The organism is Bradyrhizobium sp. 186, from assembly GCF_023101685.1.
Taxonomy (GTDB): Bacteria; Pseudomonadota; Alphaproteobacteria; order Rhizobiales; family Xanthobacteraceae; genus Bradyrhizobium.
This window is the reverse complement of sequence record NZ_CP082164.1, coordinates 1470017-1495550: the sequence shown is the minus strand read 5'-3', so window position 1 is coordinate 1495550 and position 25534 is coordinate 1470017. Positions and strand designations below refer to the sequence as shown.

Genomic DNA, 25534 nt, shown 5'->3' with positions numbered 1-25534 from the left:
CGCGGGAAAGCGCGCACGCGAACTTAGCGTTACTCCCGCAACGTTGGATACCGGTTTTGGAACCGGCTTGGATGCAAATATTATGGGCACCGACGGCGCTGTCGGTGCGGCCGCGATGGATCAGGTCAGGAAGATGGCCATCAGGATCACGATGAGCGCGACCGAGACCGTGCCGTACTTCACCAGCTTGATGAAGCCCTCATAGGTCTGCTCGTGCGCAACGTAGTCGTTGCCGTCGGCGGTGGTGTACGCCACTTCGCTATGGTCAGCCATGGATGTCCCCAGTCGAAAGTCGAATTCCCGGCTGGCAATACCCCAAACCGCCGGGCAGGGCAACGGCACGGAGGAGCGGTTTTCCCGCAAATCAGGTCATTTGGAATTCCGATTGGCGGGGATCCGGCTCTCTCGTCGCTCAGCCCTGATCGATCATCGTGGCCGTGACGCTCGCGGTCCGTCGCTGGAGCACCGGGAGGCCCAGCGCCTCACGTACGGCGTCGATCGCCGGCTCGCCGCCGTCGGTAAATCGGGCCGTACGCGGACGGACGCCGCACCCGACCGCCACCGGATGGTCGCCGGACAGGAAGCCGTGAATCATATGGAAGCCGAGCGCGCGGTAGACCTCGAACTGCTCTTCGGAGAAGAACTGATCACCCGTGGTCTCGTGCGGGAAGCGATCATTTCGCCGCGCGTAGTCCCGGATATAGTCGTTCTCATCGCTGGTGAGCGAAGATTTGACATAGACGAGATAGCCCTTCTCCTCTCCCCCATAATCGATGATGCCGATTGCGACGTGAACGTGGTCTTGCGGAGCGTCATCGTCCGCATCGGGAGGAGACGACGGATCGCCAGTCTTGTCGGCATTGCGCGCCATCAGCGCGCGTGTGCGTTCGCGAATCGGCGTCCAAGGCAAGTCGATCCGGACGCCGAGATCAATGCGGGCGTAGCGCTGCAACGTCATCAGGGAGCCGAAATTCATCGGCGCATCGGCTTCCGCATCCACCGCGATGATCACCTTGCAGCGGCGGCGCAACAACTCGTAGACGCCAAGATTTTCGATGTGACCACCGTCCGTCAGGTAGACACTGTCGCTATTCTCATACAGACGCCCCGAGATTTCGGACCAGAAATAAAGCGGTGTGGAGCGGCGCTGCGGCCGCACGCGCGCATCGACGTAACGCGGGTTCTTCAGCCAGTAGCCAAGCCGTACGTTGAGAAGCGCGAGCGTGGGTGTCAGCGCCTTGATCGAGTTCGAGCCCATGTTCGAGGAAGCCGCGGCTCCGGAAATCGCCATTGCCGTCGCAAGGTCGAGACTTTGCTCGTCGTCCTGCACCAAGCCGGTGGGCGCATAGCCCGTCGCCTCGCTACCGACGTTCAGGGCGGAGAACATGAAGAAGTCCGCGTTGCGGCCACGCCGGTTGGCAAAGTCCGAGCCTTGAATATTCAGCGCCGTATTGATGAGTTGATAGGGCCCGCGCAACCTCGGCGTTGCGGGCTGCCCCGGAATACGGGCCGCCTCGACCGGAGGGGCGTAGAGATCAGTCAGCTTCATGCGATCGAGCGTCCTGAAATCACGCCCCTGATCGAGGCTGGCTTCGGCCCGCGCGATGCCGCCGTCGGCCGAACGTGTCGGATCGAACAGGAAAGCCTTGCTCAGGCGATCGCGATAGAGCCGATGCAGCGAGTTCGCATTCGGCGTCAGGCAGAACGAGATGGCGAACAACAGGATGCCGGCAAACGTGTAGAGGATTACCATCGGAAGACTGAACGAATAGCTGAGTTCCGAAGCCGCGCCCTGGAACAGACTGGGAATGCGGGCCTGAACCACATGTCCCGCTTTCTGGGCCAGGAATTCAAGCCATGCGGGGGCATGCCAAGTGGGTGTCAACCGCTCGGTATCGGCCATGACCGGCGGCGCGGCCTTCGGCGTAATCTCGGCTGACAGGGTACCCTTGCTGGCATCGAACTGGATCTTGCCTGCCAAATTCCCGGACGGCGTGTTCGATTTGGCGTTGACCAGGCACTCTCGTTGGGAAGTGGCCCCCAGAGCCGACGGGCACCTCTCGAACAAGTCGTTGGCGATGCCCCAATACGACAGATACAGGTATGCGACCCAGATGATGAGCGGAAGTGCGAGGCCCGCAATCCACAGCGCTACCTTGGCGACGACCGCGAGCACCAGCGATCCCCATTGCGAAGATACGCTGTTGCCCTTCAACAGTTCAGCGAACTGCTGCCTGAATGCGGTGACGAAGACGCCGATTGGCGTAGCGACTGCCGCGAGCGACTTGATCCAGGTGATCGCAACTGCGGCAGCCGGTCCACCGATTGCGTTGCTCTCGGCAACATCAAACATCTGCTCCAGCATGAAGGGCTGAAATTCGAAGAAGGCGATTGCGGCCAGCAACACCAGAAAGGTCGCCCCCATGCTCGGCCAATGCGAGCGAAACTCTTGGCGCTTTCCCGGACTCGCGAATGACTGCTTGAGAGCCCACCCGAAAAACAGGACGACCCCGATGATGGCGATTGCCAGGGTCAGCGCAAAGTGCTGAACCTTGAGAAACCGTGCAAAGTCGCAGGCGACGCCGAGCAGCAACGCTATTCCGGCAAGGTAGGCGCACACGACGCTGGGGCCGTTGCCGCGAATGGAGCGGGAGCTCAGATAGGTGAGCCCGCTGCAGAGAAGCAGCACCAGCGCCGCGGCCGCGCCAAAGGTGCTGAAGCCGTAACGATCGATGCTGCTGAAATCATGCAATTCGCACAATTTGCGATCGTTGAGGCCGATACCAAAGACGTTCGCAACAGTCAGGCAACTGCGCAGAGGCGTCGACCAAATGGTGACGGCGGCGAGCAGCAGCACGATGGGCAGCGTCAGCCCGATATTGGCGACCAGGCCGCGCACGACAATCGCAATTCCGGTCAGAAGATCGCGTGCACCGGCGGGGATCAGATAGTTGGAATAGTTGCGGAGATGCCCGACCGAAGGCGTGTCGCTGATCTCGGCGGCGGTGGCAGTACCGGCGACCGGCCTTTCACCGAATACAAACCGCCCTGCCGCCGTCATGCTCGCGCTGAGCGAAGTGCCGATATAGCCGCCACCCGACACCGTGGAGAGATAATCGATCCGCCCAATCAGGTTGTGGTGGTTCAAGGCCTGTAGCGCACCGAGGCAAAGGGCCGACGAGCGGATGCCGCCGCCGGACAACGCGAGCCCGACGACGTCGAGCAACTGGCAACGTTCCAGGGCGTCGGAATCGAGGCGCCGTTCCGGCTCACGCCGCGTGTTGATTGCCGCGATTTCATCGCGGACGATTTGATGGTGCTTCTCGCACCAGGGGGTCTCTTCATCGACCGCTGCAGGGTTTCGAGCCTCCGGAACGGGCGCGGCGGGTCCTTGATCGCGCATGGGCATCTCCCCAGGCAAAAATCGATCGATCCACAATCAATAGTTGAAAGTTCTATCCGCGGTATATCAAAGTTAGTCTTGCCGGCCTCGCGAACGTTCAATCCCACGTAGCAAATATCAAGACCGATCGGGGTCGCTAGGGAGAGTGGAGCGGCCTGGAACTCACGGCAGCGCTGCAAAATGTTTGCAACGCCCCAGCTCGGCGCAAATTCGTCAAGGCTCGCTGCTTCCGGTTCTATCCGGCGCAGCTCTGTTGAGCAGCCGGTCTCGCGAACGTCAGGCCACAGCCGCGTTCCGAGGAACGCGCTCCGCCGCTTCAGCCCATCGCCTCGAGCTCGTCGATCATGCCGGCGATGACGCTCAAGCCGCCGTCCCAGAATTTTGGATCCTTGGCATCGAGCCCAAATGGCCGCAGCAGCTCGGAATAATGCTTGGTGCCGCCGGCGGCAAGCATGTCGAGATAGCGTTCGGCAAAGCCTTCGGCCGCGTTCTCGTAGACTGCATAGAGCGAGTTCACGAGACAATCACCGAAGGCATAGGCATAGACATAGAACGGCGAGTGGATGAAGTGCGGGATGTACATCCAGTAGTTCTCGTAGCCCGCCTTGATCTCGATCGCCGGCCCGAGGCTCTCGCCCTGTACCGAGAGCCAGATCTCGCCAAGCCGCGCCGCGGTGAGCTCGCCGTTCTTGCGCTCGGTGTGGACCGCACGTTCGAACGAATAGAACGCGATCTGCCGGACCACGGTGTTGATCATGTCCTCGACCTTGCCGGCGAGCAGCGCCTGGCGCTGCTTGGCGCTCCTGGTCTGCGCCAAGAGTCGCTTGAAGGTCAGCATCTCACCGAACACGCTCGCGGTTTCCGCAAGCGTCAGCGGCGTCGGCGCCATCAGCGCGCCGTTCTTCGCCGCCAGCACCTGATGCACGCCATGGCCGAGCTCGTGGGCGAGCGTCATCACGTCGCGCGGCTTGCCCTGGTAATTCATCAGCACGTAAGGATGCGCCGACGGTGTGGTCGGATGCGAGAAGGCGCCCGGTGCCTTGCCCGGACGCACCGGCGCATCGATCCAGCGGTCGGTGAAGAAGCGCTCGGCGATATCAGCCATATCGGGCGAGAAGCCGCGATAGGCTGATAGCACCATGTGCCGCGCCTCGGGCCAGGCGATGGTGTCGGTCGCGGCAAAGGGCAGCGGCGCGTTGCGATCCCAATAGGTGAGCCGCTTCTTCTTGAACCAGCGCGCCTTCAGCGCGTAGTAGCGATGCGACAGTTTTGGATAGGCCGCGCGCACGGAAGCGACCAACGCATCCACCACCTCGCGTTCGACGCGGTTGTTCAGATGGCGGGAATCCGCGACATCCTTGAAGCCGCGCCAGCGGTCGGAGATGTCCTTGTCCTTGGCGAGCGTATTGGTGATCAGCGCAAAAGTGCGCTCATTGGCCTTGAAGGTTTTCGCCAGGGCCGCCGCCGCGGCCTTGCGCTTGGCGCCGTCACGGTCCTGCAAGAAATTGAGCGTCGGCTCAATCGCGAGCTCCTTGGACCCGACCTTGAAGCGAAGACCCGAGATGGTCTGGTCGAACAGCCTGTTCCAGGCGGAATATCCGGTCTGCGCCTTCTCCAGGAAAAGCTGCTCGAGCTTGTCGTCGAGTTGGTACGGCTTCTCCTTGCGCAGGTCCTCGATCCAGGGGCGGTAGTGCGCCAGTTCCGGCGCCTGCATCGCGCGGGTCAAAATATCGTCATCGACACGATTGAGCTCGAGCGCGAAGAACAGAAGATGGGTGGACGCAGCCGTCAACCGCTCTGACACATCGCCGTAAAACTTTGAAATCTTGGGATCAACGCTGTCGCCGGCGTGGACGAGACCGGCGTAGGAGCCGAGGCGGCCGGCGAGATCGTCGATCGCCTCATAGCGTCGCACGGCCTTCGCGAGCCATTTTCCGCCATCTTCGTTTGCTGTTCCTGTTGCGAGCTTGCCCTTGTAGTCCGTCTCGAACGCGACGCAATCGGCATCCATCTTTTCGAGATCGCGCGCCACTTCCGGCGCGTCGATCCCGGAATAGAGATCGGCGAGGTTCCACTCCGGAAGCTTGGCGGTCTTGCTCGCAGGCTTGGCGGAGGATTTGGCTTTGGCGGTTTTTTTGGTGTTCGGCTTGCGGAGAGCGGATGTGGGACGCGAAGTCATTGTGCTGGAAACCTGTGTTCAAGAATCGCGGCGGGCGCGGTCATCAAGGTTTAAGAGTGCGTTAATCGGCTTCGGCCAGAGTGCCCCGATTCGAGACAGATAGTTGTAGCGTGCGGGGAACACCATGGCTGCCAGTATTTTGATCGCCGATGACGATGCCGTGGCGCGCCGGCTGGTCGAGAACATGGTGCAGAAATGCGGCTATGAGACGATCGTCGTGGAGTCCGGCGACGCCGCGATTGCCGCCCTCACCGCCCCCGACGGACCCGCTATCGACGCCGTCGTACTCGATCTCGTCATGCCCGGCCTCGACGGCATGGGCGTGCTGGCAAAAATCCGCGAAGCAGGTCTGACCGTGCCGGTGATCGTGCAGACCGCCCATGGCGGCATCGACAACGTGATCTCGGCGATGCGCGCCGGCGCGGCGGACTTCGTGGTCAAGCCGGTCGGCATCGAGCGGCTCCAGGTCTCTCTTCGCAACGCGCTCAACGCCTCCGCGCTCAAGGGTGAATTGCAGCGCATCCGTCACACCCGCGAGGGACGGCTGACCTTCTCCGACATCGTCACGCGCGCCGAGGCGATGGCGCCGGTAATGCGGACCGCGCAGAAGGCGGCCAACTCGTCGATTCCCGTGCTGATCGAGGGCGAGTCCGGCGTCGGCAAGGAGATGTTCGCGCGTGCCATCCATGGCAGCGGCGAGCGCAAGGCAAAGCCGTTCGTCGCGGTCAATTGCGGCGCGATCCCCGACAACCTCGTCGAGTCGATCCTGTTCGGTCACGAGAAGGGCGCCTTCACCGGCGCGACCGAGCGGCACATGGGCAAGTTCGTCGAAGCCCATGGCGGCACGCTGTTTCTGGACGAGGTCAGCGAGCTGCCGCTGGCGGCGCAGGTCAAACTGCTGCGCGCGCTCCAGGAGGGCGCGGTGGAAGCGGTCGGCGGCCGCAAGCCGGTCAAGGTCGACGTCCGCATCATCTCGGCAACCAACCGCAGGCTCCTGGAGCGGGTGAAGCAGGGCCATTTCCGCGAAGACCTGTTCTATCGCCTACACGTGCTGCCATTGACCATCCCCTCGCTGCGGGCCCGACGCGAGGACATCCCGCATCTCCTGCGTCATTTCCTGGCGCGCTTTGCCGCCGAGGAAAACCGCGCGATCGCGGGCGTCAGCGGCGAAGCCGTGGCGCACCTCGCCCAGCTCGACTGGCCCGGCAACATCCGCCAGCTCGAAAACGCGGTCTACCGCGCGGTGGTGATGAGCGAGGGGGACCAGCTCGGCCTCGACGATTTCCCGCTGCTCGCCTCGCATCCGCACCTCGTAACGGAGATTCCGACCGCGCCGCTAATGATCGACCCGATCGCGGCACCCTCTGTGGTCTCGGGTAATGAAATACCGATTGTGCCACCCCTGCCCTCGTCGGGAACCCTGGCTATGCTGACCGCGACCGGCGATGTTCGCCCGCTGGAGGACATGGAGAACGAGATCATCCGCTTCGCGATCTCGCATTATCGCGGACAGATGTCCGAGGTCGCCCGCCGCCTCAAGATCGGCCGGTCCACGCTTTACCGCAAACTCGACGAAGCCGGCGTGCCCGGACATGGCGGCAAAAGCGGCGAGGAGACGCACTGAGCCGTGCTGTGAACGGCGGTTTGCCTGGTGGCGCGATGTCGCCGTAAGCCATTCGGGTTACGGAAGAATTCGACTGCGACGTGAACCGTGACTTGGAAGTGACAGACAAAGGGAAAAGCGCGTGGCAGAAGCGCACTATCCGTTGCAAAAAGGCTTCCTTGAAGTCAGTTTGTCGTGAGTTGTCCCGGGTAACGCTGGCTGCAAAAACCGGGCCTGTATATCGTCTGCGTAAGAGTCGTTGCGTGCAGGCGTGCAACTTTCGAGAGGCCGGCGCGGTTTAGCCGAAGCTGAAGACGATAAACAAAGCTGTTCCACGAGGGACAGTTCACCCGAGGGGTGTGACACAATGCGTGACTGTTTGAACCACCGTGCAGGCTTTGACCGCGTCTTGATGACGGTCGCGGCGACCTTCCTCACGGTGTCGGCCAGCTCGGCACTGGCGCAGGATCAGGCGCGCAGCAGTGCCGCCGAGCTCGCGATCGAAGCCGCGATCCCGCGCCCCGAGCCCGCAAACGTCGCGCCCCCGACTGCCGCCGACATCAAGCTCGACACCACCGCCACGGTTCAGGACTCCGCGAAGGAGCCGGCCAAGGAAGCTGTGAAGGCCGAAGCCGCGCCAGCGCCTGACAAGGTCGAGACCAAGCCCGCGGATGTCGCCACCACGCCCGCGACTGAGGCCCCGAAGAGCGAGACGGCCAAGAGCGAGCCTGCCAAATCTGAACCGGTCAAAGCCGACACTGCAACGGCGCCGGCCGCTCCCGCGGCGCCTGCCGCCGCAGCTATCCCGGCCGCCGAGCCGGTGAAGGCCGCGAGCAACGTCCCCGCCGCCGACCAGCCGGTCGCCGACAAGCTCAAGGACATGATTGGCGCCAAGACCTCGCGCTATTTCGACCGCAAGAACGAGCGCGCCGCCATCGAGAAGTTTTATGGCTCGCGTGAGTACGCGCCGGTCTGGACGCAGGGCGGCAGCCTCACCACTGCTGCCAAGGGCGTCATCGCGCGACTGAAGGATGCCGCCTCCGAAGGCCTCAATCCCGCCGACTACCCGGTGGCGGATTTTGCCGCCGCCACGACGCCCGATGCGCTGGCCGACGCCGAGTTGAAGCTCACCGCCAGCATGTTCGACTATGCGCGCCAGGCCCAGAGCGGCCGCATGCACTGGTCTCAGGTTAGCGGCGACATCCTCTATCCCGAGCATCCGACCGATCCGAGCGACGTGCTCGCCAAGGTCACGACCGCGACTGATGCGTCCGCCGCGCTCGACAGCTACAACCCGCCGCAGAAGCTCTACAAGGACCTGAAGGCTAAGCTCGCGCAGCTCCGCGGCCAGACCGACGGTCCGGCGATCGACATCGCCGATGGTCCCGCGCTGAAGTACACCGCGGCCCGCGGCAGGAAGCAGGCTGAAATCGTCGCGGAAGATCCGCGCGTGCCGCAGCTTCGCGCCAAGCTCGGCATTGCCGAGAACGCCAACGACACCCGCTACGACGCCACGGTCGCTGAAGCCGTGCGCACGTTTCAGGACGGCGCCGAGATCAAGGCGACCGGCATCCTCGACGACAAGACGGTCAAGGCGCTGAACAGCCCGAAGCGCGACAAGCAGATCGACGTCGTGCTCGTCAACATGGAGCGCTGGCGCTGGCTGCCGCGCGACCTCGGCGTGCCCTCGCTCGGCGATGCCTATGTCATCCTCAACATTCCCGACTACACGCTGAAGGTGATGCAGCGCGGCCAACAGGTCTGGACCACCCGCGTCGTCACCGGCAAGCCGGGCACGCATGCGACCCCGCTGCTCACCGAGACGATGAAGTACATCACGGTCAATCCGACCTGGAACGTGCCGCCCTCGATCGTCTACAACGAATATCTGCCGGCGCTTCAGCAGGACCCGACCGTGCTTCAGCGCATGGGCCTCAAGCTCGAACAGAACCGCGACGGTTCGGTGCATATCTCGCAGCCGCCCGGTGAAGCGAACGCACTCGGCCGCATCCGCTTCAACTTCCCGAACAAGTTCCTGGTTTATCAGCACGACACGCCGGACAAGAACCTGTTCGCCAGGGACGAGCGCGCCTTCAGCCATGGCTGCATGCGCGTACAGAATCCGGATCAGTACGCGTCCGTTCTGCTCAACATCGCCATGCCGAACGAGAAGTACACGCCGGAGCGCGTGCGCAGCATGTACGGCAAGAGCGAGATCGACCTGAAATTCCCGACGCCGATCCCGGTCAACATCACCTACCAGACCGCGTTCGTGGACGACGGCGGCAAGCTGCAATTCCGCAAGGACGTCTATGGCCGCGACGCGACCATGATCAACATCCTGAAGAACGGCCGCGGCAAGGATCTTGAGAACGTCGTGGCTCACTCCCAGCCGAGCTATTCGCGCCCGGCGACGACGTTGCCGTCCGGCGTGGCGGTGGCCAACAATGGCGGCTCGTCCGGTCCGAACTTCTTCGAGCGGCTGTTCGGGGCGCCGACCCCACCGCCGGCTCCAGTCGGCCGCCGTCCGCAGCAGCAGCGGGTGTTCACCCGCTGAGGCCTTCTCGACCGGTCTTTTCCTGAAATTCGCTAATGAGATCAGCGACCTCGTCCCCTGGATGGGGGTCGCTTAACGTTAACCATTATCGACCCGGCCTCGGGCAGCGGGCGTTTTTTCGCCACACTCAGTCGCTTAGGTTTGTATTCTGACTTGGTTTTGGGGGCGGGAAGGTCAACGCCAAATTAACCTTCTCGCTTTAACAAAGCGTTCATCCTCTTTCGCGCGCTAGCGGGGTTGGCGGGAGAGTCCATTTTGAACGCTGGTCGACTGGGTGGGCTCTAACGTGCTGACTGGTCTCGCACGCCAATTCGCTGTGCTGTCGTTGTCCCATGCGGGAGTGAAGGCCGGATCCCGGATCGGCCTCGCATCCGTATTGCTGTTTGCTGCCGCGGGTTCGGTTCATGACGCCGCGGCGCTGAACGAGACCAAGACGCTCTCGTTCCACCACACCCATTCCGGCGAAGATCTCACCGTCACCTTCAAACGCGACGGGCGCTACGACGAAGCGGCGCTGAAGCAGCTCAACCACTTCCTGCGCGACTGGCGCACCCAGGACGAGACGGTCATGGACCGTCACCTCTTCGACATCCTCTGGGAAGTCTATCGCGACGTCGACGGCAAGCAGCCGATCCAGATCATCTCCTCCTACCGCTCCCCCGCCACCAACGCCATGCTCCGCCGCCGCTCCTCCGGTGTGGCACGCTTCAGCCAGCACATGCTGGGGCATGCGATGGACTTCCACATTCCGGGCGTGCCGCTGGAGCAGATTCGTTTCGCCGGCCTGCGCCTCCAGCGCGGCGGCGTCGGCTTCTACCCGACCTCCGGCTCGCCTTTCGTGCATCTCGACACCGGCAGCATCCGGCACTGGCCGCGCATGACGCATGACCAGCTCGCCCGCGTCTTCCCGGACGGCCGCACGGTCCATGTCCCGACCGACGGCACGCCGCTCAGGGGTTATGAGCTCGCCAAGGCCGACATCGAGCGGCGCGGTGGCGGTGATGACGCCGGCACCATCGGCAAGCCGAACTTCTTCGCCGCCCTGTTCAAGGGCAAGCCGGCCCCCGCCAGCAACGACGAGGATGACGAGGGCGCGACCGCAAAGCCCGCCGCGCCGACCGTGGTCGCAGCCGCAGCCAAGCCCGCCGATCCGGTACCGACGCCCCGCGCCAAGCCGCCAGTCGCCGCGGCGCTCCAGCTCGCTTCTGCCGACGCTCAGATCGTTGCGCCGCCTAAGCCGAAGCCCGCGCCTGTGGCTGACAAGCCGGCTGCCGGCAAGCCGGAGACCCCGGCAGACATCATCAACGCCCGCGGCTTCTGGGATATCCCGGCCACGCCGCAACAGGCGACGCCGGCTCAAATCGCCGCGCTGAAGGCGCGCCAGGCGCTCGCTGCCGCCACCGACCCGCAGCCGACCGCCAGCGTGTCCTCGTCGGCCTATCAGGCACTGGCCTACGCGCCGGCCGCAGCCTCTCCGGTCGACCGCGCCAACGTCGTCGCCGCCTCCGCGCCGATCCCGCGCTCCGCCCGTCCCGCATCCGCGACGCGCAACCTCGCGCCGGCGACCGAAATCAACACGGTGGTCGGCAAGAGCATCGACGGCATGGTCGCAACCGCGACCCGGCTCTCCGCGGCCAAGGGCGAGAGCATCTGGCTCAAGATCGTGATGCTGTCGCCGAGCGCCAGCCGCGCGATGTCGGTCACGATGATGGGCGAGCTCGACATGGCCGCGATGCGCGCCTATTTCGTCAAGCCGCGATCCGTGATCGCGATTGGCTTTGTCGACGATCCCATGCAGGGCCTGTCTTGCGACAGTTTCTCGGGCACCGCGACCGCGAAGCTCGAGACGACGTCCTTCGTGGTGCGCACGGCGGCGCTGCGCTGAGGCTGGTAGCCCTCGCCATCTCCACGAATTCAGTCTCGTAGCCCGGATTTCGCTTCCGCTCCATCCGGGCTATCGCTGCTGTGGTGTCGGCGAAACGCCCTCAGAGCATCCCCAGCGCCTGCATATAGGTCTCGAGAATCGTCTCGGCCTCGGCGCGCTCGTTCGGGTCCTCCTTGCGCATCCGCACGATCGTGCGCAGCGCCTTCACGTCGTATCCGTTGCCCTTGCTCTCGGCATAGACGTCACGGATGTCGTCGGAGATCGCCTTCTTCTCTTCCTCCAGCCGCTCGATGCGCTCGATGATGGATTTGAGCTGGTCCTTGGCAAATTTCGTTGCGGGCTCGTCGTCGCGAACGGCGGCGGAGGTGGCCATCTTGGTACTCCCAATGGAACTGGCAAAACGAGGTGACGCCGGCATCCTCACCGCGCGTGCTGCTTGACCCTTAGGGTTGGCCGCGCCCGCGTTCAAGGCAGCATCGCGCTCGTCCACAGCGCGCCCACATCTTCCTGCACTGGAGCAAAGAAAGCTGTTGTGCTGAGCGCGACTCAAGGCTCGCGCCGGCGGGGCGGAAAGCCAGGCCGCTCAATGCCCGGGATGGACCTTCTTCATCGCTCCGAGCTGCTCCGGACTGGCCGTGCCCTGGTGTTTCGATTTCCAGGTCTCGTAGGGCATGCCGTAGACGGCTTCCCGGCTCTCGTCCTTGCTCAGGGCCACACCTTGAGCGTCGGCGGCGTCCTTGAGCCAGTTGGACAGGCAGTTGCGGCAGAAGCCCGCCAGGTTCATCAGATCGATGTTCTGGACGTCCGTCCGCGTCCGCAGGTGCTCGACCAGGCGCCGGAAAGCGGCCGCCTCGAGCTCTGTTCTGGTTTTGTCGTCGATTGCCATGATCGTGACCTCAATGTCCGGACTGGATCCCTCATCTCGATAGGTAGGCCGTAGTCACAGATTTTGCCATATCGCGGCGCAAACGGGGGCCGGTTGGCAGTTCCAGCCCCTCTACGCCAAATCGTCAATGATCTGATATAGCTTCCGCGACAATGATCGCCGAATCTCCATCCCCACCCCTCCGCCTGCTTGTCCGGTTCGCCCCGGTGCTGGTGGTTGCGTTGTTCTGCCTCTGGACCAGCCCGGCTTCGGCCGATTTCCGCCTCTGCAACAACACGTCGAGCCGGGTCGGCATCGCGCTGGGCTACAAGGACGCCGATGGCTGGACCACCGAGGGCTGGTGGAACATCTCGTCCCGCTCCTGCGAGACGCTGCTCCGGGGCACGCTGGTTGCCCGCTACTATTACATCTACGCGATCGACTATGACCGCGGCGGCGAATGGTCGGGGCAGGCCTTCATGTGCTCGCGCGACAAGGAATTCACCATCCGTGGCACCGAGGATTGCCTGGCGCGCGGCTACGACCGGACCGGCTATTTCGAGGTCGATACCGGCGAGCAGCGGGCCTGGACGGTGCAGCTCACCGACGCCAACGAGCAGCCGGCACAGCAGCGCGTCCCTGGTCTGCCCGGCCCGGTTGGCCCGGGCGGCGTTCCGGGTTTGCCCACTGGCCCGCCCGGTGGTACGCCCCCCGCCGCTCCTGGCCTCCCGCCAGCTCCTCCGCCCCCGCCTGGAAATAAGCCATGAGGCGTCTTCGCCGTATCAAGATTCTCGCGACCCTGGGACCTGCCTCCTCGGATCTCGCGATGATCCGTCGCCTGTTCGAGGCCGGCGCCGACCTTTTCCGCATCAACATGAGCCACACCCCGCACGACAAGATGCGGGAGCTGGTGGCGACGATCCGCAATGTCGAGAGCAGCTACGGCCGTCCCATCGGCATCCTGGTCGACCTCCAGGGGCCGAAGCTCAGGCTGGGCGCCTTCGCCGAGGGATCGGTCCAGCTCCAGAATGGCCAGATCTTCACCCTCGATTCCGACAAGACGCCGGGCGACACCACGCGTGTCCATCTCCCTCATCCTGAGATTCTCGCCGCACTGCGGCCGGGTCATGCGCTGCTGCTCGACGACGGCAAGGTGCGGCTGATCGCGGAGGAGACCTCGAAAGAGCACGCGGTGACCCGTGTCGTGGTCGGCGGCAAGATGTCCGACCGCAAGGGCGTCAGCCTGCCCGATACGGACCTGCCGGTCTCGGCGATGACGCCGAAAGACCGCGCCGACCTCGAGGCGGCGCTGGTCACCGGCGTCGACTGGATTGCGCTGTCCTTCGTGCAGCGCGCCGACGACGTGATCGAGGCCAAGAAGATGATCCGCGGCCGCGCCGCAGTCATGGCCAAGATCGAGAAGCCGCAGGCGATCGACCGCCTCGCCGAGATCATCGAGGCCTCCGACGCGCTGATGGTGGCGCGCGGCGACCTCGGCGTCGAGCTGCCGCTGGAGCGGGTGCCGAGCCTTCAGAAGCAGATGACGCGGATGGCGCGGCGCGCCGGCAAGCCGGTCGTGATCGCGACCCAGATGCTGGAATCGATGATCCAGTCGCCGGTGCCGACCCGCGCCGAAGTCTCCGACGTCGCCACCGCCGTCTATGAAGGCGCCGACGCCATCATGCTGTCGGCGGAGTCGGCGGCCGGTAAATTCCCGGTCGAGGCGGTCTCGACCATGAACCGCATCGGCGAGGAGGTCGAGCGCGACCCGACCTATCGTTCCGTGGTCGCGGCACAGCGCCCGGCGCCCGAGAGCACCGCCGGCGACGCCATCGCGGACGCCGCGCGGCAAATCGCCGAAACGCTCGATTTGCCCGCCCTGATCTGCTGGACCAGCTCAGGCTCGACCGCAACGCGCGTGGCGCGCGAACGGCCGAAGCCGCCGATCGTGGCGATCACGCCGAACATCACCGCCGGACGCCGGCTCGCCGTGGTCTGGGGCGTGCATTGCGTGGTGGCGGAGGATGCGCGCGACCAGGACGACATGGTCAGCCGTGCCGGCCAGATCGCGTTCCGCGACGGCTTTGTCCGCGCCGGCCAGCGCGTGATCATCGTCGCCGGCGTGCCGCTCGGCATCCCCGGCACCACCAACATGGTGCGCATCGCCTCCGTCGGCCCCGAGGGCGAGGCGAATATCTGATCCCCGCGTCGTTCCGGACGCGCGCGGCAAAACAAAAAATGTCGAAAACAACCCCATGCACAGTAGCCGACGGCTGCCGGCGTGATGCCCTGTGGATTGGACGAAACGATTGACGCATCGGGCCAATCAGGCCGCGGCGCGCATCACGCCCCTACCAGGGCCTTCGCCGTCGGCAACAGCGTCTGCTGCACCACAAGGCCGCGGGCGCGGGCGTCCATGACGCCGACCGCGCGCAGCGCCAGCAGCGTCACGGTCTGCACGGCGTCGCGCATCTTGGCGGGATCATCGAGATTGTCGGGCGCGAGCGGTCCGACCAGGGCCTCGTGCAGCGCACCGAGCAGCGCGGTGGCGGCGAGCGTGGTGTCCTGCGCCGGCAAATGACCGGCGCGCACGGCGGCGTCGATCCGGGCGACGATCTCACCGGCGATCTCGCGACGGCTGGCCAGGCGCGAGGCGCTGACATCGACATCGACCGGCTCGGCCAGGATGCCCCAGGCGAGCCTGCGTTGCGACAGGGTATGGACGGCCACCGTGGTAACGGCAGCCGCCAGCGCCGAGGACGGGCCGGGCGCGGCCTCGGCCGCCCGCCGAATCGCCGCGAGCTCGTCGCGCGAGACCTCGGCAATCAGTTCGGAAATGAGCTCGGCCTTGGAGGGGAAGTAGCGGTAGACCGTGCCCGCCGCGACACTGGCTCGGACCGCGACCGGCGCGATCTGCACCGCCGCCATCCCGCCTTCCGCCGCAGCCTCCCGCGCCGCCGCCAGAATGGCGCTGCGCCGGGCCGCAAGGCGCTTAACCACTTGATGCGTCCGCCGATAAACCATGGCGTGCTTCCTGTCCCACACGCCGCCGCACGCCCCGCGGACCAACGCTTCGTCACCGATTTCGCCGCAAATCGCCCCGCAAGAACTGAACAACTATTCAGAGCGGATGACAAGAAGCAAATGCGCGAAGCAGCCCTTCAGACTGGCCGGACCGCGACATCAAAAATGCGGCGACTTGATTGGCAGCTGGGTAACCAAGATTCTTACCGCGATCTTAAAGCGCCTGCCCGACTGTGCCGCGGCCCACCTTGGTGCAGCATGGTCGATACGGACGCACGGACCGCCTGGCAGCTCTTTCACCTGAACTGGTTTCCCATCGTCGCGATGGGGAGCCTTCTCGCGCTCGGCCTCACCGTCACCGGCTTCCGACTTGAACCGATCGCCTTCGGCGTCACGCTGACGATCGCAGCGCTTTTCGTCGCCATTGCCTATTGCCACCGGATCGCCAAGGGCGATCTCGCCGATCCGAAGCTGGTGTTTTCGCTCGGCACGATCGGGCAAGTCATCTTCACCTGCGCCATCGTCGGACCGCTCAGCTATGTCGCCGGCAAAATGGGCTGGCCACTTCAGGACCAGGCGCTGCTCGCGATCGACCGCGCGCTCGGCCTCGATCCCGAACCGATCGCACGCTACGTCAACGACCATCCCTGGCTCGCGGATTGCCTTTCGCGCGGCTACGGACTGATCAAATGGCCGTTGCTCGGCATCCCCGTCGTGCTGACACTGACGGCGCGCTATGTGCGGCTGCAATTGTTCATGCTCGCGATGAGTCTCGCGCTCGCGGTCACCATCGCGATCTCGGCCCTCGTGCCGGCGATCGGCACCTACTACGGGCTGCAACTGCCGGCCGCCCACTTCCCCGAGATCAACACCGCGATCTATGCCGGGCAGTTGCGCGACATGCTCGCCTTGCGCGACGGCAGCCTGCGCGAGCTCCGACTGTTCATGCTCTCCGGCATCGTCTCGTTTCCGAGCTTCCACGCCGCATCCGCCGTGCTCTACATGTGGGCGCTGTGGCCGGTGCGCGGCATCGGCGGCATCGCGGCCGCGCTCAACCTGCTGATGATCGCGGCGACGCCGGTGATCGGCGCCCATTACATCGTCGACGTCGTCGGCGGCATCGCGGTCGCAGCGGCCGCGATCTGGGCCGCGAAATTCTGTCTCGAATGGCTCGGCCGTCCGTCGCGGACTTCGGCCGCGCCTGCTCCATCGCCGGTCTGGCAGACCAGTCTCGCAGAATAAGCACGCGAGAGGCCCGGCCTTCGCTGACCGCCGCAGCAGTCTTTCCCCGAAATTGTCGACCAAAAGAAAAGAGCCCCGTCCAGGACGGGGCTCTTTGGATTCCTGGTTCGTCCGGTCTTACTTGAGGCTGGACGAGATCGAGCCGAACTTGGTGTTCAGCGTGCTGCCGAGGTTGTTGACGACGGTGATGATCGCCAGCGCGATGCCGGCGGCGATCAGGCCGTATTCAATGGCGGTGGCGCCGGATTCGTCCTTCACGAAACGCGAAACGAGGTTCTTCATAGACTGCTCCAAAAAATGTACACGAGGCTACAACGGTCCGGTCTTTTCGGCTTCCCAGCGCCGCCCGACCATGGAACCGAACGTAGTGGCAAAGAATTGCGCCGCAGTTAATTCGACTGCGTAAACCCGGAGCGCTTTACGTGTATCCCGCGATGGTAAACCGAAATTGAAAACAATCCGTTAAATCGTCGAGACATGAGGTGAAGCCGGCTTCGGCGATTTACCCGAAGTTATGACCGCCATGGTCCAATGCCGTCCGCTCGGCCAACCCGACAAGAACAAGCAGGACGACGAGGCGGCATGTCCCTTTCCTTCGCCAACGGCATCGCAGTGCAGGGCCGCGCGCGCGCGCTGGTGCCGCTCTGCGTCGGTGCGGGCGCCTACCTCTTCTTTCTTTATGTCGGCAACACGCTGCTCCAGGATTCCGATTCATTCTGGCAGATCAAGATCGGGCAATGGATCCTCGATCACCACGCGCTTCCCACGACGGATTTCTATTCATTCACGCGGCCCGGGGCGCCCTGGATCTCGACATCATGGCTGTCGCAGGTGCTGTTCGCCCTCTCTTACACGCAGTGGGACTGGGCAGGGCCGGTGATCCTCACCGCGCTCGCGATCGCGCTGTCGGCCGCGATCTTCGTGTACCTGCTCGACGCGCAACTCGAGATTCCGCGCGCGGTGCTGTTCGCGATGCTCGCGGTCACGCTGTCGCTGCATCACATTCTGGCGCGTCCGCATGTCCTGGCGTTGCCTGCGATGATCGCGTGGGTCGGCATGCTGATGGCGGCGGCCGATCGCAAGGGCACGCCGTCCTGGTATTGGCTGCCGCTGATGTCGCTGTGGGCGAACCTGCACGGCGGCTTCGTGCTGGGACTGGCGCTGATCGGCCCCATGTCGTTCGTGGCGATCTGGGGCCTGGAGTCCGACAAGCAGGTTCGGCTACTGGTGCGCTGGTTCCTGTTCGGCGTTGCGGCGATGGCCGCGAGCTGCATCACGCCCTACGGCTGGCGCACGCTGCTCGGCGCGACCAATATCCTCAATCTCGGCGAGCTGCTCTCGGTCATCTCCGAATGGATGCCGTCGAATTTCGCCTCCTTCACAGCGTTCGAAGGCGCGCTGCTCGGCCTCATCGCGATCGGCCTCCATCGCGGGCTCACGCTCTGCCCGCCGCGCATCCTGCTGATCCTGCTCTTGACCTGGATGGCGCTGACCCATGTCAGGAGCATCGAGGCCTTTGCCTTCCTGGTGCCACTGGTGCTGGCCAAGCCGCTCGGCGAACAGTCCCCGCTGTCGCAGCCGGACCCGCAAGGCGGCGGGAGCTGGCCCGCCCGCTACGTCACCGTAACAGGCGCGCTGATGATCGTGGCAGCAAGCTGGACCTCGACCTCGATCTACATGTCGCATCACCGCTTCACCTTCACGATAGACCAGACGCCGGTCGCTGCCGTCGACCTGCTCCAGCAGCGCAAGGCGCAGCGCATCCTCAACGCCTACCAGTTCGGCGGTTATCTGATCTCGCGCGACATCCCGGTCTTCGTCGATGGCCGCGCCGAGCTCTATGGCGAAACCTTCGTGATGGACTTCTTCAAGGCCGTGGAGGTCAAGAAGCTCGACAATTTGACGCGGTTGCTCGACGAGTACAAGATCGACGCCACGCTCATGGTTGCGGACGCGCCGGCCGCCCAGGTTCTGGACCACATCAAGGGCTGGAAGCGGCTCTATGCCGACAAGATCGCGGTGATCCATGTCCGCGACGATGCGGAAGGCGCGACCGCCGCACAGTCGAAGTGAGGACGCAGCTGTAGCGCGTGTACTCATAAATGTGAGATGTCCGTTTCAAAGTCTGAAGCAGACTTGAGCAGGCACTCCGGCCATTTCGCCGTTTGACCCACACCGGAAGTTGCCCCTTCCGATGAACCTCCGCTGTCATGTCGCACAATATTGGGGTCGCAAAACATTTATTGCACTAAACCGCTCCGGGGTAGCACGATCGCAGGGATTTCCGATGCGATAGAAAAAGGCCCCACGGGCGGTGATGTTGGTATGAATACTGATGTGTTTTTCTATCGCGCCTTGGGGCATGATCCCGTCCCTCAGCGAACAATTCGATCCTGCCGCTCGTCCATAACCAACTCGCTAAGGATAAGCCAGTTTCCGGCGTCCTTTGTCAGTACGATGAGCCGGTGAATTTTCCGTGGCGGAAGTTTCTCCCCGTTGGAGCCTCGTTGGCTGACGACTTCGGTGAACCTGTGTGCGACCGCCACATCGGGACGCACAAACCGCACGGACAGTTCGGCAGGACCGCTCTGAGACCGGCTGCGGAACTCTGGTCGTGCAAACAAGTTCGATAAATACGTTCGGATATTCGAGCGGCCATGCTGACGTACACCGAACGCATTGGTCCAGTCAGCATCGTCGGCGTAAGTACTACTCGCGCCGTCGGCGTCGAAGTCGCGAAAGGCGGCAACGTTACGCTCGATCAATGAGACAATGGCATCATTCTCGTCGGCCGCAGCCGCCAGTGGAAGGCTGATCGCGAGCGTCAAAAGCAGTGTGATAGCTCGCACGTGCCGTGTCCTCCCTCGCTTGTGCCCGGCTGTTGCCACGACAGGCTCCGGTTGATCGGAGACGCTCCTCTTGGGAGACGTTAGCATGTCGGCAAGGAGAGGGAATATGGCTTAACAGAGCCATTCTCGATGTGTCGCACAATCGCCGTTTCGCGACGCCGCGAGTTGGGATCACTTCCGCCTTTGGCCCCTAGCCGACACGTTAGGGCGAGTTGACCTTCTTCGCTTCCAAGGGCGTAGCGGACATGGCAAGCGTTCGCGGGCTGATCGGATTTATGAGTACAAGCCCGAGTGTGCCACAGCGTCATGGCCGGGCTTGTCCCGGCCATCCACGCCTTGCCACGCAGCACAAAGAGCGTGGATGCCCGGGACAAGCCCACGGCTGTCCGGTTCAGGCAAAACGGTTGCAACGAGACGCACCGACTCGTAATGAGCGCAAAATTCATTGATATGACTCACGATTTTTGCGCTCTCGTTTTAGCCGAGCGACCCGCAGCGGAGTATGCTGAGGTCCGCAATGAAGAAAATTTGCGGTGTTCTCGCGAACAACAAGTATTCGCAGCTATGCCCCGACGCCATTAATTGACTCTAGCGACTCGCTTTTTGACGCCGAAGCCTGAACCGGACAGCCGTGGGACAAGCCCGGGCATGACGACCTCTTGTGAATGTATGCGATTGCCTCCCGCAAGCGGGAGAGGGAGCGCACTTACTTCGTGGCCGCGCCCGGACCAAACTCACCCCTCCTGGGTTGTCAGTTTCCCGTCTGCAGTTCGCCGAAGCGCTCCCAGCTCTTGCCGTTGAAGCGCATGAACTGCATCTGGTCGACCGGGACATGATCGGCCGTGCCGGTGTTGACCTTGATGCCGGGCAGCAGCATCGGCAATTCGAGATCGCGGATCGCAAAGGCCTGCTTGAGGATGTTCTCGGTCGACAGATCGTCGCCGCAGGCTTTCAGCACCGCCTCCAGCGCCATCGCGCTGTTGTAGGAGTTGACGTAGTTGGTGTCGTGCTGGTCGGCCTCCGGCACATATTTCGTCATGAACGCGCGCCAGCCCTTCACGCCCGGATCGTCCTTCCAGGCCGGATCGTCGGGGTCCTTCACGTAAGCCGTCGAGAGAATCCCGGTCCCCGCTTCCAGTCCCGCGGGCTCCATCACGGTCGAAACCCACACCGCGACGTTGGAGAGAAACGTCATCGGTCGCCAGCCGATCTCGAAGGATTTGCGGATCGCCTGTGCTGCGAATTTCGGCGTCGCCGCGATCACGAATATTTCCGCGCCCGAGGCCTTCAGCTTCACGATCTGGGAATCGATGGTCGGATCCTGGACCTCGTAGGTCGCATTGGTGACGACGGTATCGTATTTCTCGCCGAGCACGTCCTTCAGGCCGGCAAGATAGTCGCGGCCGTAATCGTCGTTCTGCGAGATCACGGCGAATTTCGCGTTCGGATTCTTCGCCAGCGCATAGCGCGCATAGAGCCGCGCCTCATAGCGGAACGGCGCCTGCACGCCCATCGTCGCCTGCGGATATTGCGCGACGTCGGCGAATTTCGAGGCGCCGGAGCCGATGAAGAGCTGCGGCACGTTCTTGTTCTGAAGATATTTCGCGATCGCCGTGTTGTGGGCAGTGCCGATCGAGGAGAAGATCAGCGCGACCTCGTCACTCTCGACCAGCCTGCGGGTCTGCTCGACCGATTTCGGCGGCGCATAGCTGTCGTCGAGCGAGATCAGATTGACCTTGCGGCCGTTGATGCCGCCCTTCTCGTTCAGCATCTTGAAATAGCCGACCTCGCCCTTGCCGAGCGCGCCGAAGGCCGACACCGGCCCGCTATAGGGCATGGTCTGGCCGATTTTGATCTCGGTCGCGGTGACGCCGCGTATCTCGGCGGCAAATGAAGCGGCAGGCAGTAGCAGGAACGAAACGGCGCCAAGCGCGCCCAATGCCAAACGCATCGGCTTCCCCTCCCCTTTGTTTGGTGCGGTCGAACCGCCTTTATTTGAGGGGAGCATGCCATGGCGCCCAGCGGGGCGCCAACCATTATAGCGTCGGGGCTTGTAGGGTGGGCAAAGCGCCAGCGTGCCCACCACTTCTATCGCGATTGCCGAGAGATGGTGGGCACGGCGCGTACGCGCCTTTGCCCACCCTACTTTTTCTTGACGCGGTCTTTGACGGGGATCACGAGCTTGAGGCCCGACCAGACATCGTCGACCGCGCAGACCTTGATATCGACGAGGCCATTGGCGAGCGCAGTCTCGCGCACCACGGTTTCCGTCACGTCCGTTGCGACACCCGAAGCCTTCTTCGGCCAGGACGCCCAGATCATTCCATCAGGCGCGATCGCCTTGCGGTAGCCGCGCAGCTTGGCGGCGAGGCCTTTGGCCTCGGTCGCAAAGAGGTGCACGAGGTCGAGCGGCGCCTTGGCCACGCGCATAATCCGCACACCGTCGGGCAGGTCACCGACGATGTCGTCATATGCGACAGACAGGCCATCCGCAAAAATACAAAAGCCCGGCTTGATGCCGAGCTTTTGCACTAACGGTTTGCCGGAATAGCCGGCCATGGCTTGCCGGGCTCACGCCTGCGGCTGCGGCTCCAGGCCGGGATCCGGATCGGGCCGCGGGCGCGACTTGCCGGCCGGGGGCACGGCGGAGGCGCGCGGCGTGGCCGGTTCGAGCACGGACTCGCGGTTCGGCTTCTTGCCCTTGAGGAGGTCGATGATCTCATCGCCGCTCAGCGTCTCGAACTCGAGCAGGCCCTTCGCGAGAGCTTCAAGATCGGCGCGCTTCTCGGTGAGAATGCGCGTCGCTTCGTTGTAGCCCTCTTCCACGAAACGCCGGATCTCGGTGTCGATCTTCTGAACCGTCGCCTCCGATGCGTTCTGGGTGCGCGACACCGACATGCCCAGAAAAACCTCGTCCTGGTTTTCGCCATAGGACACGGTGCCGAGCGCCTCGGAGAGGCCCCAGCGCGTCACCATCATGCGCGCCAGCCGCGTCGCTTGCTCGATGTCGGACGACGCACCGGAAGTCACCTTTTCACGGCCGAAGATCAGCTCTTCGGCGACGCGGCCGCCCATCATGATGGCCAGCCGCGAGGTCATCTGCTCGAGCGACATCGACAGCTTGTCGCGCTCGGGCAGCTGCATCACCATGCCGAGCGCACGGCCGCGCGGAATGATCGTCGCCTTGTGGATCGGATCGGTCGCGACGACATTGAGGCCGACGATGGCGTGGCCGCCCTCGTGATAGGCCGTCAGCAGTTTCTCTTCCTCGGTCATGACGAGCGACTTGCGCTCGGCGCCCATCATCACCTTGTCCTTGGCCTCCTCGAACTCGGCCTGGGTCACCATACGCTTGTTACGGCGGGCAGCGGTCAGGGCGGCCTCGTTGACGAGGTTCATCAGGTCGGCGCCGGAGAAGCCCGGCGTGCCGCGCGCGATGGTCTTGAGGTTGATATCCGGCGCCAGCGGCACCTTGCGGACGTGGACCTTGAGGATCTGCTCGCGGCCGACGACGTCCGGATTGGGCACAACGACCTGACGGTCGAAGCGGCCGGGACGCAGCAGCGCGGGATCGAGCACGTCGGGGCGGTTGGTCGCGGCGATCAGGATCACGCCCTCGTTCGCCTCGAAGCCGTCCATCTCGACCAGCAACTGGTTCAAGGTCTGCTCGCGCTCGTCATTGCCGCCGCCGAGACCGGCGCCGCGGTGACGACCGACGGCGTCGATTTCGTCGATGAAGATGATGCAGGGCGCGTTCTTCTTGGCCTGCTCGAACATGTCGCGCACGCGGCTTGCGCCGACGCCGACGAACATTTCGACGAAGTCCGAACCCGAGATGGTGAAGAACGGCACGTTGGCTTCGCCCGCGACCGCGCGCGCGATCAGCGTCTTGCCGGTGCCGGGAGGACCGACCAGCAGCACGCCGCGCGGAATACGGCCGCCGAGGCGCTGGAATTTGCCGGGGTCGCGCAGGAATTCCACGATCTCCTGGAGGTCCTGCTTGGCCTCGTCGACGCCGGCGACGTCCTCGAAGGTGACGCGGCCATGCGCTTCCGTGAGCATCTTCGCGCGTGACTTGCCGAAGCCCATCGCCTTGCCGGCGCCGCCCTGCATCTGCCGCGACAGGAAGATCCACACGCCGATCAGCGCGATGAACGGCAGCCAGGAGACCAGCAGCGAGACGAACCAGGGCACGTTATCGCCCGGCGGCTTCGCGCTGATCTGGACCTTGCTGTCATAGAGGCGCTTCACCAGCGTCGGATCGCTGGGTGCATAGGTCTGGAAGCTTGAGCCGTTGGTGAAGGTGCCGTGAATGTCCGGACCCTGGATCACAACGTCGCGCACATTCCCCCGATCGACCTCGCTCAGGAGCTGCGAGAAGGCGATGTCCTGGGACGAGGCGCGCTGACCCGGATTCTGGAAGAGCGTGAACAACGCCAACAGCAGCAAAACAATGATGACCCAGAGGGCGAAATTGCGCAGATTGGCGTTCATCGATCTTCCTTCGTGGCCGCGCGGATCGCGGCCCTGATCCTTGGGCAGTTACTTGGGTAGTTATTCAGGCAGTGCGAGGAAATCCCCAAGGAATCCTCTCGGTTAGACCCATACAATTTAGGTGCAGTCCCGGTCGCTGCCAAGGGAACGAGATGGGACTATTTATCCCATCTTAGTCCGATTCCCGCTGAAATAATGGCGCCCGAATCCGGGTTTTTCCTGCCTGGTTAAGGTGGCCTGACGACGCGGTCTCGAAACGGCCGGTGTCATGATCCACCTTATCCGCCCCTTGACCCGCCTTTGCGCCGCCGGGCCGGGGCCGCCACGACGCGGATACGCCCCCCGGCAAGGCTGATCAAGGCTCCCGCAAGCGTCTGCTTCAGGGCTGGCCGGCCATTTCTGGCTGCACGGGCGCCCACGGCAATGGCCTGATCAAGCGCGGCCAAGAGGGATTCGACCTTGCCGAGTTCCGCCGGCCCCTCATGGCCGAGAGCGTTGATGGCCCGCAGCAGGAGTCGCAATCGGACCTCCTCCGGCAGGGCGGCGAAGGCTGCGGCCTCGAAGCTTCGCACACCCGGCGCATGCGGCGCATCGCCGCGATCCCGCAGGCGAAGGAAGCGCTCGGCGCCGTCGGCCAGCACCTCGACCGACGCATTGGCACGCGCCAGCCGCGCCGCGAGCCGCACCAGATTTCTGATATCGCCGCCCTCGGTCGCGAGCTGCGGCAACAGCGCGCGCAGCCGCGGCCGGGTGAACGCGGTGTCGCGGTTGGTGGGATCATCGGCAAAGCCGACCTTCGCCCGTTTCAGGGTCGCGATGAGCTGCGATTTCGCGACATCGAGCAGCGGGCGTGCCAGCACGATGCCGTCGCGTTCAGACAGACGCGCCATTGCCGACAGCCCGGCAATTCCGCTGCCGCGCAACAGCCGCATCAACAGGGTCTCGGCCTGGTCGTCGCGGGTGTGCGCGGTCAGCACATGGCTCGCGCCAACGGCGCGCGCGGCCTGCGCGAGCAGGCGGTAGCGGGCTTCGCGGGCGGCGGCGGGCAGTCCCGTCTTCGGCTTTGCGCCACGCCAGCGCAGGGTCCGGTGCGTCAATCCAAGAGCAGCGGCCTGCCGCTTGACCTCGCGTGCCTCGCGCGTCGCTTCCGGCCGCAGGCCGTGATCGACGGTGACGACCACCAGACGAGGCCCGCGCGCAAGGCTGCGCTGCCAGCGCGCCGCAAGCCACATCAGCGCAACCGAGTCAGGCCCGCCGGAGACCGCAAGCACCAGCGCCGGCGCGCTTCGCAGATCGGCGAAGAGCCGCTTCGCCTCGCGCGCCGAGATCGGTGAGTTGTCGTCGTCTGACATGACGCGGCCCAGGCAATCGCAGGCGGATGGCCGCAATGTTTAGCGCAGCGCCATCCGCGTTGTCAGGCTCAAACGCCGCGA

19 protein-coding genes are annotated in these 25534 nt (G+C 64.1%); 7 read left to right on the top strand and 12 right to left on the bottom strand.

Annotated features, from left to right (window positions below; genetic code table 11):
- Positions 1–120: 120 nt before the first annotated feature.
- The 3 genes from IVB18_RS06930 to IVB18_RS06920 all read right to left on the bottom strand — a co-directional run bounded on the left by IVB18_RS06930 (position 121) and on the right by IVB18_RS06920 (position 5582).
- Positions 121–273 (bottom strand): aa3-type cytochrome c oxidase subunit IV, encoded by a 153-nt coding sequence (locus tag IVB18_RS06930; RefSeq protein ID WP_008546229.1) that lies wholly within the window; start codon positions 271–273, stop codon positions 121–123.
- Positions 274–412: 139 nt separating this feature from the next.
- The gene (locus IVB18_RS06925; protein ID WP_247988470.1) at positions 413–3403 is read right to left on the bottom strand and encodes a cell division protein; all 2991 of its coding nucleotides are present in this window, start codon (positions 3401–3403) and stop codon (positions 413–415) included.
- A gap of 316 nt (positions 3404–3719) precedes the next feature.
- On the bottom strand, positions 3720–5582 hold the full coding sequence (locus IVB18_RS06920; protein WP_247988469.1) for a M3 family oligoendopeptidase: 1863 nt from the start codon (positions 5580–5582) through the stop codon (positions 3720–3722).
- Positions 5583–5706: 124 nt separating this feature from the next.
- On the opposite strand from IVB18_RS06920, the gene IVB18_RS06915 reads away from it, so the two are divergent.
- From IVB18_RS06915 to IVB18_RS06905, 3 genes are all read left to right on the top strand, one after another.
- Positions 5707–7206 carry a sigma-54 dependent transcriptional regulator gene (locus IVB18_RS06915; RefSeq protein ID WP_247988468.1) on the top strand — a complete coding sequence of 500 codons (1500 nt, stop codon included), beginning with the start codon at positions 5707–5709 and terminating at the stop codon, positions 7204–7206.
- Between the two features lie 346 nt (positions 7207–7552).
- Positions 7553–9742: a L,D-transpeptidase family protein gene (locus tag IVB18_RS06910; RefSeq protein WP_247988467.1), complete on the top strand. Its 2190-nt coding sequence runs from the start codon at positions 7553–7555 to the stop codon at positions 9740–9742.
- Positions 9743–10028: 286 nt separating this feature from the next.
- Positions 10029–11627 carry a DUF882 domain-containing protein gene (locus IVB18_RS06905; protein ID WP_247988466.1) on the top strand — a complete coding sequence of 533 codons (1599 nt, stop codon included), beginning with the start codon at positions 10029–10031 and terminating at the stop codon, positions 11625–11627.
- A 100-nt stretch (positions 11628–11727) separates the two neighbouring features.
- Here the strand turns inward: IVB18_RS06905 and IVB18_RS06900 are convergent, their stop codons facing one another.
- Together IVB18_RS06900 and IVB18_RS06895 are read right to left on the bottom strand one after the other, a co-directional pair.
- On the bottom strand, positions 11728–12000 hold the full coding sequence (locus IVB18_RS06900) for a DUF2312 domain-containing protein (protein WP_247988465.1): 273 nt from the start codon (positions 11998–12000) through the stop codon (positions 11728–11730).
- 210 nt (positions 12001–12210) lie between these two features.
- Positions 12211–12513: a DUF1244 domain-containing protein gene (locus IVB18_RS06895; protein WP_247988464.1), complete on the bottom strand. Its 303-nt coding sequence runs from the start codon at positions 12511–12513 to the stop codon at positions 12211–12213.
- A 152-nt stretch (positions 12514–12665) separates the two neighbouring features.
- On the opposite strand from IVB18_RS06895, the gene IVB18_RS06890 reads away from it, so the two are divergent.
- Positions 12666–13259 carry a DUF1036 domain-containing protein gene (locus IVB18_RS06890; protein WP_247988463.1) on the top strand — a complete coding sequence of 198 codons (594 nt, stop codon included), beginning with the start codon at positions 12666–12668 and terminating at the stop codon, positions 13257–13259.
- Positions 13256–14692, top strand: coding sequence for a pyruvate kinase (gene pyk / locus IVB18_RS06885; protein ID WP_247988462.1), 1437 nt, complete (start codon positions 13256–13258; stop codon positions 14690–14692). Before IVB18_RS06890 ends, pyk begins: the two co-directional genes overlap by 4 nt.
- Before the next feature lie 143 nt (positions 14693–14835).
- Here the strand turns inward: pyk and IVB18_RS06880 are convergent, their stop codons facing one another.
- Positions 14836–15516 carry a TetR family transcriptional regulator gene (locus IVB18_RS06880; protein ID WP_247988461.1) on the bottom strand — a complete coding sequence of 227 codons (681 nt, stop codon included), beginning with the start codon at positions 15514–15516 and terminating at the stop codon, positions 14836–14838.
- A gap of 258 nt (positions 15517–15774) precedes the next feature.
- On the opposite strand from IVB18_RS06880, the gene IVB18_RS06875 reads away from it, so the two are divergent.
- Positions 15775–16758: a phosphatase PAP2 family protein gene (locus tag IVB18_RS06875; RefSeq protein WP_247988460.1), complete on the top strand. Its 984-nt coding sequence runs from the start codon at positions 15775–15777 to the stop codon at positions 16756–16758.
- Between the two features lie 117 nt (positions 16759–16875).
- On the opposite strand, the gene IVB18_RS06870 is transcribed toward IVB18_RS06875, so the two are convergent.
- Positions 16876–17040 (bottom strand): Flp family type IVb pilin, encoded by a 165-nt coding sequence (locus IVB18_RS06870; RefSeq protein ID WP_128949876.1) that lies wholly within the window; start codon positions 17038–17040, stop codon positions 16876–16878.
- Positions 17041–17340: 300 nt separating this feature from the next.
- Between IVB18_RS06870 and IVB18_RS06865 the strand changes: the two genes are divergently transcribed.
- Positions 17341–18831, top strand: coding sequence for a hypothetical protein (locus IVB18_RS06865; RefSeq protein WP_247988459.1), 1491 nt, complete (start codon positions 17341–17343; stop codon positions 18829–18831).
- A gap of 302 nt (positions 18832–19133) precedes the next feature.
- On the opposite strand, the gene IVB18_RS06860 is transcribed toward IVB18_RS06865, so the two are convergent.
- The 5 genes from IVB18_RS06860 to tilS all read right to left on the bottom strand — a co-directional run bounded on the left by IVB18_RS06860 (position 19134) and on the right by tilS (position 25453).
- Positions 19134–19607 (bottom strand): SgcJ/EcaC family oxidoreductase, encoded by a 474-nt coding sequence (locus tag IVB18_RS06860; RefSeq protein ID WP_247988458.1) that lies wholly within the window; start codon positions 19605–19607, stop codon positions 19134–19136.
- 751 nt (positions 19608–20358) lie between these two features.
- A complete protein-coding gene (locus IVB18_RS06855; RefSeq protein ID WP_247988457.1) occupies positions 20359–21558 on the bottom strand; it encodes an ABC transporter substrate-binding protein in 1200 nt (399 codons plus the stop codon).
- Between the two features lie 191 nt (positions 21559–21749).
- Positions 21750–22166 carry a DUF3052 domain-containing protein gene (locus tag IVB18_RS06850; protein ID WP_247988456.1) on the bottom strand — a complete coding sequence of 139 codons (417 nt, stop codon included), beginning with the start codon at positions 22164–22166 and terminating at the stop codon, positions 21750–21752.
- Between the two features lie 12 nt (positions 22167–22178).
- On the bottom strand, positions 22179–24101 hold the full coding sequence (ftsH, locus tag IVB18_RS06845) for an ATP-dependent zinc metalloprotease FtsH (protein ID WP_247988455.1): 1923 nt from the start codon (positions 24099–24101) through the stop codon (positions 22179–22181).
- 278 nt (positions 24102–24379) lie between these two features.
- Complete coding sequence (gene tilS / locus IVB18_RS06840; protein WP_247988454.1) at positions 24380–25453, bottom strand: tRNA lysidine(34) synthetase TilS; 1074 nt, start codon at positions 25451–25453, stop codon at positions 24380–24382.
- Positions 25454–25534 lie beyond the last annotated feature (81 nt).

What these genes read in the sequence shown, in the direction of transcription:
- IVB18_RS06930 (WP_008546229.1), bottom strand. Translation starts at nt 273, where the DNA reads ATGGCTGACCATAGCGAAGTGGCGTACACCACCGCCGACGGCAACGAC.
- IVB18_RS06925 (WP_247988470.1), bottom strand. Translation starts at nt 3,403, where the DNA reads ATGCGCGATCAAGGACCCGCCGCGCCCGTTCCGGAGGCTCGAAACCCT.
- IVB18_RS06920 (WP_247988469.1), bottom strand. Translation starts at nt 5,582, where the DNA reads ATGACTTCGCGTCCCACATCCGCTCTCCGCAAGCCGAACACCAAAAAA.
- IVB18_RS06915 (WP_247988468.1), top strand. Translation starts at nt 5,707, where the DNA reads ATGGCTGCCAGTATTTTGATCGCCGATGACGATGCCGTGGCGCGCCGG.
- IVB18_RS06910 (WP_247988467.1), top strand. Translation starts at nt 7,553, where the DNA reads ATGCGTGACTGTTTGAACCACCGTGCAGGCTTTGACCGCGTCTTGATG.
- IVB18_RS06900 (WP_247988465.1), bottom strand. Translation starts at nt 12,000, where the DNA reads ATGGCCACCTCCGCCGCCGTTCGCGACGACGAGCCCGCAACGAAATTT.
- IVB18_RS06895 (WP_247988464.1), bottom strand. Translation starts at nt 12,513, where the DNA reads ATGGCAATCGACGACAAAACCAGAACAGAGCTCGAGGCGGCCGCTTTC.
- IVB18_RS06890 (WP_247988463.1), top strand. Translation starts at nt 12,666, where the DNA reads ATGATCGCCGAATCTCCATCCCCACCCCTCCGCCTGCTTGTCCGGTTC.
- pyk (WP_247988462.1), top strand. Translation starts at nt 13,256, where the DNA reads ATGAGGCGTCTTCGCCGTATCAAGATTCTCGCGACCCTGGGACCTGCC.
- IVB18_RS06880 (WP_247988461.1), bottom strand. Translation starts at nt 15,516, where the DNA reads ATGGTTTATCGGCGGACGCATCAAGTGGTTAAGCGCCTTGCGGCCCGG.
- IVB18_RS06875 (WP_247988460.1), top strand. Translation starts at nt 15,775, where the DNA reads ATGGTCGATACGGACGCACGGACCGCCTGGCAGCTCTTTCACCTGAAC.
- IVB18_RS06870 (WP_128949876.1), bottom strand. Translation starts at nt 17,040, where the DNA reads ATGAAGAACCTCGTTTCGCGTTTCGTGAAGGACGAATCCGGCGCCACC.
- IVB18_RS06865 (WP_247988459.1), top strand. Translation starts at nt 17,341, where the DNA reads ATGTCCCTTTCCTTCGCCAACGGCATCGCAGTGCAGGGCCGCGCGCGC.
- IVB18_RS06855 (WP_247988457.1), bottom strand. Translation starts at nt 21,558, where the DNA reads ATGCGTTTGGCATTGGGCGCGCTTGGCGCCGTTTCGTTCCTGCTACTG.
- IVB18_RS06850 (WP_247988456.1), bottom strand. Translation starts at nt 22,166, where the DNA reads ATGGCCGGCTATTCCGGCAAACCGTTAGTGCAAAAGCTCGGCATCAAG.
- ftsH (WP_247988455.1), bottom strand. Translation starts at nt 24,101, where the DNA reads ATGAACGCCAATCTGCGCAATTTCGCCCTCTGGGTCATCATTGTTTTG.
- tilS (WP_247988454.1), bottom strand. Translation starts at nt 25,453, where the DNA reads ATGTCAGACGACGACAACTCACCGATCTCGGCGCGCGAGGCGAAGCGG.